At 73.7% G+C, this 12,521-nt stretch carries 9 protein-coding genes; all 9 read right to left on the bottom strand.

Features of this window, described 5'->3' with window-relative positions; all coding sequences use genetic code 11:
* Positions 1 to 3 precede the first annotated feature (3 nt).
* Genes O3438_RS06835 through O3438_RS06875 form a run of 9 tightly spaced genes read right to left on the bottom strand, consistent with a single transcriptional unit; the run spans position 4 to position 12,520 of the window.
* Entirely contained in the window at positions 4 to 2,349 is a 2,346-nt protein-coding gene (locus O3438_RS06835; protein ID WP_269679123.1) for a hypothetical protein, read from the bottom strand.
* Positions 2,350 to 2,360: 11 nt separating this feature from the next.
* Entirely contained in the window at positions 2,361 to 3,797 is a 1,437-nt protein-coding gene (locus O3438_RS06840; protein WP_269679124.1) for a baseplate J/gp47 family protein, read from the bottom strand.
* A complete protein-coding gene (locus O3438_RS06845) occupies positions 3,790 to 4,293 on the bottom strand; it encodes a hypothetical protein (RefSeq protein WP_269679125.1) in 504 nt (167 codons plus the stop codon). The genes O3438_RS06840 and O3438_RS06845 overlap by 8 nt, the downstream gene beginning before the upstream one ends.
* Before the next feature lies 1 nt (position 4,294).
* Entirely contained in the window at positions 4,295 to 4,618 is a 324-nt protein-coding gene (locus O3438_RS06850; RefSeq protein ID WP_269679126.1) for a hypothetical protein, read from the bottom strand.
* 10 nt (positions 4,619 to 4,628) lie between these two features.
* On the bottom strand, positions 4,629 to 6,656 hold the full coding sequence (locus tag O3438_RS06855; protein ID WP_269679127.1) for a hypothetical protein: 2,028 nt from the start codon (positions 6,654 to 6,656) through the stop codon (positions 4,629 to 4,631).
* Positions 6,653 to 7,303 (bottom strand): hypothetical protein, encoded by a 651-nt coding sequence (locus O3438_RS06860; RefSeq protein ID WP_269679128.1) that lies wholly within the window; start codon positions 7,301 to 7,303, stop codon positions 6,653 to 6,655. Before O3438_RS06860 ends, O3438_RS06855 begins: the two co-directional genes overlap by 4 nt.
* A complete protein-coding gene (locus tag O3438_RS06865) occupies positions 7,303 to 7,803 on the bottom strand; it encodes a hypothetical protein (protein WP_053659787.1) in 501 nt (166 codons plus the stop codon). The genes O3438_RS06860 and O3438_RS06865 overlap by 1 nt, the downstream gene beginning before the upstream one ends.
* Positions 7,804 to 7,805: 2 nt before the next feature.
* A complete protein-coding gene (locus O3438_RS06870; protein WP_269679129.1) occupies positions 7,806 to 9,284 on the bottom strand; it encodes a hypothetical protein in 1,479 nt (492 codons plus the stop codon).
* Positions 9,281 to 12,520, bottom strand: coding sequence for a hypothetical protein (locus O3438_RS06875; RefSeq protein ID WP_269679130.1), 3,240 nt, complete (start codon positions 12,518 to 12,520; stop codon positions 9,281 to 9,283). The genes O3438_RS06870 and O3438_RS06875 overlap by 4 nt, the downstream gene beginning before the upstream one ends.
* Between the last annotated feature and the right edge of the window lies 1 nt (position 12,521).

The raw sequence follows: 12,521 nt of genomic DNA on the forward strand, positions 1-12,521 counted from the left end.
CTCTCAGAGCTGGTCGTACACGCCGCGGTGCCGGCGCTGCTGGAAGGTGCGGAAGGTCCGGGCCACCGCCGGGCGCAGCGGCTCGGCGGTGCCGTCGTCGTCGAGGTCGACGTGGTCGCGACGAATGCCGAACGTGTTGACCTCCACGCCGAGCGGGCAAACCCGCGACAGCGCGTTCATCAGCCGCTCGTACTGCTCCAGGTTCACCGTCACCCCGTCGGGCAGCTCCACCCGGAACTCGTACGGGTCGGTCAGACCGGTCCGCACGTAGGAGAGCGCCACCACGGCGACCAACCCCGTGTGGGTGGGTCGCAGCACGGTCCGCGCGCCGACCGCCTTGATCTCCGCGGTGCCGCCGCCGAGCCCGACGGTGTACCAGCGGAACCCGGTGGCTCGGCGCTCGGCCAGGTTCAGCCCGGCCTGCGGCAGGCCGATCACGCTGCACACCAGCAGTACCCGGTTGCCCGTCTCGACGAGTGGCAGCGCGGCGGCGAGGTGCTGGTCGCGCAGCAGCCCGACCAGCCGGGCCAGCCGATCACCGGCGGCCGGCTGCCCGGCGATCAACGCGGCGGCCAACGCCGCCGGCAGTTCGAGGGTCTCCACCAGCTCGTCGGGCAGGCGGTTCAGCGCGGCCACCACCGGCGCCGGGTCCCGTACCGCCGGCAGCCCGGCGGCGGCCAGGACCGCATCGACCGGTTGCCCGGCCGGCCGGGTCGGCACGGCCGCCCACCGGGTGCGCGCCACCGCGTCGGTCAACGGGTTCCACGCCGGCTCACCGGCGTTCGTCCAGGCCGTCCTGGCGGCGGCCAACCCGGCCAGCAGCAACGCGTTGCCGCCCGGGTCACCCGGCGCGTGGAACTGCGCCTCCACGTTCGTGTCCGCGCCGACCGCCGCGCTCAGCGGCGCGGTCACCGCCAGCCCTCGGGTGGGCAGGTGCGACAGGTACATCCGGGTGGTGCTGATCCGGTGCGTGGTCGGCAGGCCGCACACCCGCCACAGCCACGCCACCTCGCCGTCGGCCGCCGCCGTGGGCACACCGGCGGCACGGGCGGCGGCGATCAGCGCCTCGGCGGTCCGGTCGGCGGTGACCGTGCGCCCGGTGTCCAGCACCCGGTTGCGCAGGTCGGTCGCCTGCGCGGGGGTCGGCCAACTGACGTCCACGCCGAGACCCAGCTCGTAGCGGCTGCCGCCGGCGTCGTCCTGGGCCCGGGTCACCTGCCACACAATGGACGAGCCGAGCGCCCGACAGACCCGCCCCGCCCGGTCCAGGGCGGCGGCCAGCGGCGGCGCGATGCCGTGCGTGCTCTCGAAGGTGTACGACTGGCGCAGGCTGGCCCGCAGCGCGGTGATCTCGGTCAACCGGTTGGCCGGCAGCGCCCGGCCGGCGTGCACCGTGTTGTTCGGCGGAGTGTTCGCGGGCAGCACGAGACGGTCGCGGCGCAGTTGGGCGAGGAAGTTCGTGCGGTGCTGCGGATCGCCGGCGGCGACCAGCCGGATCGCCACCGCGAACCGGTCGTCGTCCTCGCGCAGCGTGAACCGCGCGCCGCCGGGCAGGTCGGCGAAGAGTCCGGCGTTCGGGTCGGTGTCCGCGCCGGGGCCGTTGAGCAGTAGTCGTACCGCGCCCGGCGTGGGCAGCAAGAACCGCCGGTAGAGCCCGATCCGGTGGGCGTACGCGGCGTCCGGCTCGCGGGCCGGCGGGGCCAGGCGGCGCGCGTACACCTCGCCGTTGGTCGGCTCGTGCACCAGCTCGTCGACGAAGCGGGCCACCCCGACGTCCGCGCCGATGCGGTCCAGCGCGTCCCGCCGGGCGTGCGCCAGAGTGCGGTAGGCGTGCACCTCCCGGGCCGCACGGCGCAGCCGGTGCTTCTCGTACGACACCAGGTAGAGCAGCCGACCCAGGTTGCCCTCCAGCACCGCCAGCTCGACCAGCCCGGTGAGCGCGGCACCGGTGACCGCCGTGGCGGCCGCGCCGTCGACAGCGCGCTCGGCCGTGACGGCGACGGCGAACGAGGCGACCAGGGGCTCGTCGGCGGTGTCCGGCACGTACGCCGGCACCGACGCCCCGACGGCCGACCAGGGCGCGAAGACCACGGGCGGCAGCGCCCGCTCCCCCGCGCCGCCCGGGTCGACGGTGACGGTCACCCGCACGGTCTCCTCGGCCAGGTCGCGGCGCAGCACGACGGTGAGCAGCGGGTGCCGGCTGGTCCAGTCCACCACCGCCGCGCCGGTGCCGGCGAGCGGCACCACGACCCGCCGGACCGTGCCCGGGTACGGGCCTTCCAACTGGTCGACGAGGTTACGTTCGACGGACGGGTCGGCGCCGTCCACCGGTACCCGGATGTCGGTCATCGGGCCCCCGCTCAGACGATCCGGAACGGCCGGGGGTCGTCCCGGTCGACGTAGACGGGAACCTGGTTCGCGGCGAGCACCGCGTTGTCGCCGACCGGCAGTCGCTGTACGCCGTCGCCGGTGGGTGCGCTGCCGGTGACCACCACCGCCGAGTCGGCCGGGAAGCGGACCAGGCGCAGTTCGCGGACGTCCGCGACGCCGGGCTCGTTCATCAGCGTCCAGATCACCTCGGCGGCGCGGACCGGCTCGCCGAAGGGCAACTCGTCGACGTAGCGGCGCAGCCGGGCGTGCAGTCGGGCGCGCAGATCGGTGGCGGCGGTGGACGCGTTCACCGTCTCCTTCGAGCCGGTGGGCAGGGGCAGGCCCCGGATCACCAGGTCCGCCTCGACGCCGATGCCCACCTCGTCGGCGCGGTCCACCGAGGCGAAGATGCCCACCGGGCGGAGGTCCTCGATGACCGACTCGACGGCGGCGTGCAGACCGTCCGGGCCGTCCCAGATGGCGGCGGCGGTCGGCGCGACGAGGACCGTGACGTAGTACGGGTTGCCCAGGTCGCGTTCGGTGCTGAAGACCCGCTCGATGAAGGTGAAGTTGCCGAAGATGGACTGGTTGAGGTCCAGCCCGCCCCGGCCGTCGAAGACCTGCACTTGACGTACGCCGGGCACTGTCGCCACGGCCAGCCCGATCGCCTCGGCCGTCCAGATGGAGCGGGGCGCGGCCAGCAGCAGTTGCCGGTAGCGGGCGTCGGGGACCTGCTGTTCACCCCCGGTCAGCGCGACGGTGTGGGTAATCTCCACCAGCTCCTTGCCGGCGGCCTGCTCGGCGTCGTCCAGGTCGGCCAGCAGGGTGTCGGCCCGGTTCCACCTGTCGATCTTCTGGTTGGGCTGCGTGGGGTCGAGGTTGTGCGCGGGGCCGGGGTAGAAGGCGGCGACGGCCGGCACGCGTTCGCCCACGGCGGCGGAGAGCACCACCGTCTCGTCCAGGGCGACGTGGTGCCCGCCGGGGGTGGACAGTCGAGCGCCCCGGGGCAGCGTGAGCTGGGTACGGCCGGTGGGCAGCGCGGCTTTCAACTTCAGCTTCACGGTGCCCCGCGCCGGCAGGTATGGCCGGGGTATGCCGAGTTCCTCGCCGAGGCGGGTCAGCGCGTCGGCGGTCGCCGACACCACGTACGAGTTGTCGTAGACGGCCCCGAGTGCCGCCCAGAGTCGGGCGTCCTCCAGCGCGGCCAGTTCGAGGACCTTGCGTAGCACCGCGCCGCTGGTCAGGTCGATGTCGTCGCCGAAGAGCAGCCGGGCGGTGGCCAGCTTCTCGGCGAGCAGCCGGGCGAAGGACTTCGGCACGAATCCACTCTCGACGATGCCGAAGCCGGTCGAGCCGGTGGACCGCAGGGCGGCGGCGTCGACGGCCAGGACGTCGGCCAGCTCGGCCGGGAGGGTCGGATCAGACATTCGGCAGCTCCCCGAGACGCACCGAGAGCCGGTCGTCGGTGATGGTTTCGAACTGGACCTGGACCTGGAGGGTGCGCGACGAGCGCAGCGCGGCCCGCGCCGTGTCGTCGGGGGTGCCCGCGCCGAGCCGCCCGTCGTCGAGGTTCACGTCGACGATCTTGCGGACGCGCGGGTCGCGGTCGAGCAGGGTGATGATGCCGATGCGGACCTGTTCGCGGATCAGGTTCGGCTCGATCTGCTCGGCGAGGGCGTTGAGACCGTCGAAGCCGAAGGTGGCGTCGAAGACGTTCGAGCCGCGCAGCGTGGTCAGTGCCACCGCGAGGCTCTGGGCCACGTTGTCGGTGCCGGCGACCAGGGCCAGCACCCGACCGTTGGGGCCGTCGTCGAAGACGACGTCGCGGGCCAGGTCCACGCCGGGCATGGTGGGTTCGAAGGCGAGCCCCCAGCCGAGGTAGCGGCGCTGGGCGGCCTGCCGTTCCCGTTCGGTGCGGTCCATGTCACACCGCCTTCAGCTTGGTCTGCCCGGCGTTCGCCGCCAGGCCGGAGGTGCTGCCGTTGGTGGCGCCCGTGAGGGTGCTCAGCGCGACTCCGGCCCCGCTGACGACGAGCTTCTGGGCGGCGCCGGTCGCCGACATCACCTTCTTGCACTGCATGGTGGAGTTGCTGTCGGTGATCGTGCACCCGGACACCGACTTGCCGGTGATGCCGTCGAGGCGGGTCACCTCGTCGCCGGCCACGATCAGCTTCGATTGCCCGGCCGGGGTGACGGTGCCCTGGCTGGGGCAGTGCACGTCGCTCGACGTGGTGAGCACGAATGCCATGTCGTTCCCCTCAGTGGACGTTCATCGCGTTGCTGACCTGGACGTCGACGTCGTCGGCGGCGATGCTGACCGTGCCGCCGCTGATGTTCACCGCGCCGTTGCCCGCGTCCAGGTCGATCTGGGTGGCGGTGATGGTGATCGAGCCGTCCTGTTTCATCACGATCGACGACCCGCCGGCGGCGTGTTCGATGGTGATGCTGTCGGCCTCGTCGGCGCGGGCCGGGCGCTGACCGCGACCCTTCAACTGGGCCCGGCCCACGCGCACTGTCAGCTCACCCAGCTCGATGACCCGGTTGCCGTCGCCGTCGGTGAGGTCGTGCGCCACCTTGCCGTCGTGGTCGGCGGGCACCACCGTGTCACCGATCGACGAGCGGCTGGTGCTGGCCACCCCCACCGGCAGGGAGAGCCACCAGTCCCCCGGCTCGGACACCGGCGCGTGCCCGGTGGGCCAGAGCGCGCCGACGTCGACCGGGTCGTCCGGCGCCCCGTTGCGGTAGGCCAGCGCCACCCGGGTGCCCGGGTAGCGGGGCAGAATCAGGCCGCACCCACCCCAGGCGAACGGGGTCAGGTAGGTCACCCCGGGCAGCGGCGCGGGTTGTTCCCGGCGGACCGGAAGGCGGCGGGCGGCGTTGGGTCGGCCGTCCGGGCGAACGAGGCCCTCCCACACCGTCTCGGTCTGCGCCGGTGGTTCGACCGCGCCGCTGGCGTTGGTGGCCGCCGCGCGTACCTCGCCGATCTCCAGGCCACGGGTCTCGCCCCGGGCCGCCCGGGCCGCGCGGCGCACCGCCTCGGCGGCGGCCACACCGGGCGACGACGTGGGGCCGGCCGGCTCGGCGGCGGCCACACCGGAGGCGTCGCTCCAGCTGTCCCAGGCCTGCGCGCCGGAGGCGACCTCGACGCCCTGCACCACAGTGACGAAACCGGCGGTACGCGACAGTGTGTGCCGGGCGGCGCTGAGGTAGAGCAGTTTCGCCCCCGCGCCCAACTCCCCGGTCGACGGGGCGAACGGCGCGGCGAACGAGCCGAGCAGCGCCGCGCCGACGCTGCCCAGCGTGGTGGCCTCGTCCACCGCCGGCGGGTCGAAGCACACCAGGTCACCGGGCTTCAGGTCCGGGCGACCCTTGAGCGTCAGCGTCCACGCCCGACGGCGGGGCGCGGCGGTGCCGCCGGCCTCGGTGGCCGCGTACGGGTCGGTGTCCTGGCTGCCGTTCTCGATGCACGCCAGCAGGCCGGTGGCGAGGGTGAGCGGCTTCGGTTCGCCCTCCGGGTACGGGATCGGTCGCTTGCCGACGTGCACGGTGCCGTCGCGGATCAGCAGCATCCCCCGCCCGTACGCGTTGAGCGACTGCTGCACCGCGCCACCGATCCGCTCCAGCGCGGCACGGTAGAGCAGCCCGGCGCCGAAGGCGGCCCGCTCGTCGCCGGCGGCCTCGGTGGCGCCGGAGGTCATCGTGCCGTCCGGGTTGGCGCCCCAGGTGGTGACGTCCACTCCGGTTCGTTGGGCGATGGTCTGGACCGCGGCGCTGAACGTGGCCGCCTCGAACCGTTGCGCGACCCGCTGCCCGAGTCGGGCGTACGCCTGCTCGACGAGGGTCAGCTCGGTGTCGTACGTCCGCTCGCCGGTGAGCCGGCGGACCTTCGTCACCCGCAGCACGGCGACCAGCGCCTGGGTCAGCTCGGCCGGTGTGGGGCCGGCGTTGACGCCGACGAGGTTGGTGAAGAACGCGCCGACCGAGGTGTTGGCGTCGCGCCAGTACAGGTGCAGCTTTGCCACCAGCGGCGGTTGCCCCTCGGCGGTGCGCAGCGCGGCGAAGTGCTCGTCGATCAGCCCCTGCACGGTGACCGTGTACGCGCCGGGGCCCAGCCCGTCGGGCAGGGCGGCGTCGATGGCCGCGTAGTAGTCGGCGCTGGTCAGCGTGAGCGCCACGTCAGGGCTGAGCCCGGTCGGGGTCTCCCGGTGGAAGGTGATGGTCCAGCCGGCGTCGTTGCCGACCGCGCCCTGGCGGACCTGACCGGTCTGGAACGGCGTGAGCGTCATGGCAGCACCCTCCGCAGCTTCTTGTCGAGCAGGTACCGGTAGCGCAGGCGGGCCGGGCCCAGCTCGGATTCGACCCGTTGCGCGGGTGGGCGGCGACGCCAGACGAACTGATTGATCGGAGGTGGCCCGAACTGGTCCACCGCGCGGTCGGCCCGACGCCAGGCCAGCACGATGGACGAGCCGTAGTCGCCGGATCCGCGTACCGTCCCGGCGTGCAGCAGCCAGGTCAGCACCAGCAACTCGACGGCGACCGGGGCGGACCCGGTGGGGTCGGCGGGCGTGCCGGCGTCGGGGCAGACCCGGCGCAGGCCGGCGGCGAGCGGCACGGAGCCGAGGATCCGGGTGCCCTGGCGGACGACGAGGCGCAGCGGCACCCGGCCGACCAGCGCCGGGGGCGGGGGTGCGGACGGCGGGGCGGGTCGGGGTGCCAGGTCGTCGGCGGAGCTGCTCACCACGGCAAGGGGGTCGGTGGCCAGCCACTGCCGGGCCAGCCCGGTGGGCAGGATCAGCACCGCGTGGACACCGGCGCCCAGCTCGACGCGGTGCGGGAGGCCGGCGGTGAGGCTCTGCCGCACCTCGGTGAACCCCTCGGGCACCTCGACGGGTGTCTCCGGCAGCAGGTAGCGGTCGATCGGGAACTGTGGCATCAGTTGCCCAACCCGTCGGCGAGCGCGCCGACTCCGATGCTGGCCACGTCGAGCAGCTTGCCGAGCAGGCTGGGACGGGGCACGTGGACGAGGGTGATGGTGGTGTCCAGGACGTCGCGGCGGGCGGCGGAGGCGTTGAAGGTCAACGACTGCACCTGCATGTCGGTGCGGATGGTCATCGAGGTGACCAGGATCAGGCCGCCGAACTTCCCCCCGGAGTACGCGGCGAGGGCCGTGCCGCGTTTGCTCGCCTCGGCCATCGTCTCCAGGGCGAACTTCCAGGCGTAGCGTTCCGCGCCGACGAGCACCCCGGTCAAGGTGATGGTGTCGTCGTGGGTGGCCACGATGGCCTTGTGCGCGGTGGAGCCGATCGGCGGCAGGTGGTACGTCTGGGCGAGGGAGATGGCGGTGACCGCCCACAGGGGGATCGGCAGCACCCCGTCGCTGATGATCGCCGACGGCACCGTGCCGTACCGCATGAAGCTGCTGGTGATGGCCATGCTCAGCGCCCTCCGACGGGTGGCAGCGGCACCGGCGTACCGGTGGGTTCGACGGCCAGGCCCAGGTCGCGCAGGGCCTGGGTGATCTCGCGGACCTCGCCGGCGGCGCTGGTGACGCGCAGCCGCAGCCGGCGCTCCTCCAGTGCTGCGCTGATCCGCGCGGGCCGGGTGGACGCGGAGCCGCGCCGGTTGATCCGGTCGATCTCGGCGGCGGCGTCCTCCATCCGGGAGATCGCGTCGAGGATCCGCGGGTCAGGGGTGAAGCCGGGGTCGTCGCGGCGCAGCCGGGCGATGGCGTCACGGAAGTCGGCGGCGTCGCGGCGCAGGTTGGCGACCAGGTTGTCGGTGAGCGCACTGACCCCGGCGACGCTGGTGGCCCGGTGCGACTTGTCGTCGATCAACCACACCCAGCCGTCGTGGCCGATGCCGACCAGGTCGGTGCCGGCGACCTTGACGTTGGCGTCCGGGCCCTTGAGGAACAGCTCGATGCTGCTCAGCGAGAACGCGGCGCTGTACTCGCCGAGGACCCCCCGGCCGTAGGTGACCATGTCGTGGCGCAGGTAGGCGCGGAAGCCGGGGCCGTCGTCGGCGCGGCCACCCCGGTCCCGGAAACGCCGCCACAGGGTGGTCAGCGCCTCCGGGTTGTGCAGGGCGAGCTGCTGGGTGAGCCAGACGTCGCCGCCGGCCACCACGGCCCGCAGGTCCGCGTCACCGATCCGGGCGAGGGCCTCGGTGAGTCGGGCCTCGTTCACCTGCAGGGCGCGGGAGCGGGCCCGCCCGAGGTCGTCGACGGCGGTCCGCAGCCGGGCCACCTCGTCGGGCGTCAGTCGTCCGCCGAGGCGAGTCTCCAGGTCCGCGACGGCGGCCCGTTTGCCACTCTCGGTCTCGGCGGCCACCGTGCGCCACAGCGCGGCCGGTTCCAGCTCGGCGGCGCGGCGCAGCGCGGCCTGCCGGTCCGCCGGCATGGCCCGGAACGCGTCGCCGACCATCGCGGCGGGCTCGACGTGCCGGCCCGCCGCGCCGCTGCCGGCGTCGAACTCGCGCAGCAGCGAGTCGGCGTACGCGGCGGCGTCGTCGGCCAACCGCAGCGGCGCGTCGCCGACGATGCCGTCGCGGGGTCGGCTCAGCTCGCGCATCTCCGTGCTGAGCTGGTCGAAGTACTCGCCGAGGGTGGCCACCCGCACCCCTTCGGGAAGGGTGCCGCCCTCCAGCACGTGGTCGAGGATCGCGGCGATGTTGTCGCGCAGCACGGCGATGCGTTCCAACCGGTTGAGCGCGTTGCCCAGGTGCAGGTCACCGACGTCGTCGACGATGCGGCGGATGAGGTGTTCCAGCAACCGCCGCGAGCGCACCTCGCCGGCTTCGCTGTGCTCGGCGACGGTCCGCATGAAGCGGCGCAGCCGGGGGTTCGCGTCGGCGGCGGCGTGCACGGCGGCGGCGTCGAGGAACCGGCCGGCGCGGAACCGCCGTGGCCCGGTCACGGCCGCACCACCGGTACGCGCGGCCCGGCGGCGGCACCACCGGGTTGGGAGTCGAGCACCATGAGGATGAACCGGGCGCCCTCCGGGCCGCCGACCGCGCCGCTGAGCATCGCCTCGCGTTCCACGTACGCGAGGATCGGCTCCATCAGCTTCTGCACGACCCGTTCCAGCACCTCGTTGAGCAGGATCTCGGTGAGGAAGGCCTGGAGCAGGTCACGCGACGCGGCTTCGACGATCTGCCGGGTGACCCGGCGTACCACGTACCCCCGGGCGGCGCGCAGCCCCGCGCGGACGCCGAAGCGCAGGGCGACCCGGCCGCCGCGCACGGCCGCACCGCCGATGGTCCCGGCCTCCGGGATCAACGACATCGCCAGCCCGAGGTACGCGGCGAACAGCTCGACCTCGACCTCGGTGCGGGTGAGCACCAGCTCCGGGTCGAGCATGGAGCCGTAGAGGCGCTCTCGTTGGTGGGCGTGTGCCACGTCGACGGCGGCGACGGCCACCCCGACGACGAAGCCCAGCGGTGGGCAGAGGACGGACAGCGCGATGATCCCCACCATGGTGGCGAAGGCGCTCAGCGCCTCCCGGCCCAGTTCGGTGCTGAACAGGTCGTCGACGCCGGTGGCGTAGTAGAGGTTGCCGCCGAAGAACTCGCCGATCTGCTGGTGGGTCACCAGGTGGATGCCCTGCAGCGCGTACCGTCCCCGGGGGATCGTCGCCGACGGGATGTGTTCGCTGATCCGGCTGGACCGGAACGCGAACCGGGCGTCGGTGCGGGCGCGGCCGAGCATCTCGGTGTTGTTGCGCCGCATGTCCTGCAGCACCCGCCACAGCTCGTCGCGGATCGCCGCGCGGTTACCGGCGAAGCGGGCCAGCATGTCGGGCAGGTCGGTGATCTGCTTGACCAGCGGGTCGACGCCCTCGGCCTCGCCGCGTTGGATGACCAGCGCCTGTTCGATCTCGGCGAGGGTCCAGAGCACCGCGTGGGAGTCACGGATCCGGGTGGTGCCGTCGCGTTCGACGATCTCGCCGGCCGCGCCGGGGCTGCTCAGGGCGGCTTCGGTGGCGAGGAACGCGCTGGAGATGGCACGGGCGGCCCCGTACCAGGCGGTGGACGGGTTGGCCATGCTCAGCGTGGCGACGGTGCCGCCGCCCAGGTCGGTGTGCGCTTGCGTCCAGCGGGCGGCCTCGTGGCGGCGCAGCCGTTCCCGCAACCCCTGAAGCTCGGCGTAGTCGGTGAGCTGGGAGACGATCAGCCGCTCGAAGATCGGGGCGTACCTGTCGAAGTTGGTGATCCGGGCGTCGATGCCGGTACGTGAGCTGAGCAGCAGTTGCACCAGCATGGCCTGGCTGCCGACGACGAAGAGCTGCCCGACGGCGCCCTTCACGGCCGAGCTGAACGCCTGGACGAAGTGCAGGTTCCAGGACGCGGACGTGTCGATCCAGCCGCCCTGGATTCGGGCGAAGTGCTCGGGCTGGCTGTAGCGGCCCATGACCAGTTGGGCGAGGCGGTCCAGTCGGGGCACCACCCCGGCCAGGTGGCGTAGGAACTGCACAGCCGGCGAGGCGACCGGCCGGAAGTCCAGCGGACCGAGCCGCCCGCTGCCCTCCGGTACGGGTCGGGTGAACGCCTCCCGCTCGGCCGAGCCGACCAGCAGGCTGATCGCCGCGGCCCGACCGCGCAGCATGGCGGCGGCCTGGAGGCAGAAGTTCGCCGGATAGCGGCACGGCTCGCCCATCTGCAGGCGGAACGCGATGTCGTCCATCAGTCGGCGCAGCTCGTCGCCGTCCGGGCCGAGGGCGGCCAGCTCCGGTTCGCCGTTGAAGGGGGCACAGGCCCGCATCTCGGAGTGCTCGCCGGTGACGGCGGGGAACCGTCGGCCGTCGGTGCCGGGTGGGGTGCTGGGGCTGCTCGGGTCGAAGACGAACCCTCCCCGCCGGGCCCCGCCGGCGCCGTCCCCGCCGCTGCCGCCGGCACCCCCACCGGGCCCGGTGCCCAGACCGCCCGAGCCGCTGCCGCCCGGTCCGCTGCCGCCCGGTCCGCTGCCCCCCGGTCCGCTGCCGTTGCCGTTGCCGGATCCGCTGCCCGCGCCGCTGCCGGTGCCCGTGCCGTCGCCGATGCCCCCGCCGGGCGGCGCGTTCGGATCCGGCGGGGTGGCCGGTCGGTGCTCGACGCTGATCGGCAACAGGTTGGCCGTGCCGGTCCAGTGCAGCGTGCTGTCGGTCTCCTCGGTGCCCACCAGCAGCAGGGAGACCCCACCGATGCTGACCACCACGAGGCTGGTCGGGGTGGCCCCGCCCACCGAGGCGAGGATCGCGTCGACCCGCCGGGTCACCTCGGCGTCGACGGCCCGTTCGATCTGCGCCTGGTACTCGTCCACACTCGTGGTCTCGCCACGCGGCTGGGCGATCCGCAACCGTTGCCGGATGTCGGCGCTCAACTCCTCGTCCACCATCGACACCAGGGCGCTGCGCCCGGCCACCGGCCGCCGCGTCACAGTGCCGGGCTGCGGGCTGGGGATCCGCTCCTCCACCTCGAAGTGCGGCTGCGGCGTGGGCCGGAACACCGTCTCGCCGAACCGCTCGAAGGTGAGGACCGACCACGGCGTGGTGTTCACCATGACCGCCCAGACCTGACGACCGTCGGTGCCGATCACCCGCGCGATCACCCCCTGCGGGGTGCCCGACGGCAGGCCACCGTGCTGGCGTACCGCCTCCTGACCCAGTTCGCCGAGGTGACTGGCCAGGTAGGCGGCGGGGCGCAGCAGCCACTGGTAGGTCACCGGCGGTGGTTCGTCGCCGTCCACCGGCACCTCGGCGGCGTCCCCACCGTCGTCGTAGGACGGCACCCGGTAGACCGCGAGCAGGTGCCGCATCCGAGACGCGTCGAACAGCTCGGCCGCTGGTCGGCTCAGCGGCACGGCCACCCCGGCGGGCAGCCCCGGGTCCAGCCGCGCCGCGGTGACCACCTCGTCGATGCGCCGGCGCAGCCGGGCCTCGAACGCGCGCCGGTCGTCCGGGGACACCCCCCGCACGCCCGCGCCGGTCCAGCCGAACTCCGGCGCGCCCGCGCGTACCTCCAGGTAGCCGCCGCGGGGCGCGACCACCTCGCGGCGGGAACGTTCCAACGCGCGGGCCACTGCCGCGCCGAGCGCCTCGGTCACGGCCTCCGGCCGTTCGGTCACCGACCGGGCGTCCAGCCGGATCCGCACCGGCACGTGCACCGAGATGGCCACC

The organism is Micromonospora sp. WMMC250 (assembly GCF_027460215.1).
GTDB classification, from domain to species: domain Bacteria; phylum Actinomycetota; class Actinomycetes; order Mycobacteriales; family Micromonosporaceae; genus Micromonospora; species Micromonospora taraxaci.

Excerpts from the sequence above, each read along its gene's own strand:
- O3438_RS06835 (WP_269679123.1), bottom strand. The coding sequence starts at position 2,349 with ATGACCGACATCCGGGTACCGGTGGACGGCGCCGACCCGTCCGTCGAA.
- O3438_RS06840 (WP_269679124.1), bottom strand. The coding sequence starts at position 3,797 with ATGTCTGATCCGACCCTCCCGGCCGAGCTGGCCGACGTCCTGGCCGTC.
- O3438_RS06845 (WP_269679125.1), bottom strand. The coding sequence starts at position 4,293 with ATGGACCGCACCGAACGGGAACGGCAGGCCGCCCAGCGCCGCTACCTC.
- O3438_RS06850 (WP_269679126.1), bottom strand. The coding sequence starts at position 4,618 with ATGGCATTCGTGCTCACCACGTCGAGCGACGTGCACTGCCCCAGCCAG.
- O3438_RS06855 (WP_269679127.1), bottom strand. The coding sequence starts at position 6,656 with ATGACGCTCACGCCGTTCCAGACCGGTCAGGTCCGCCAGGGCGCGGTC.
- O3438_RS06860 (WP_269679128.1), bottom strand. The coding sequence starts at position 7,303 with ATGCCACAGTTCCCGATCGACCGCTACCTGCTGCCGGAGACACCCGTC.
- O3438_RS06865 (WP_053659787.1), bottom strand. The coding sequence starts at position 7,803 with ATGGCCATCACCAGCAGCTTCATGCGGTACGGCACGGTGCCGTCGGCG.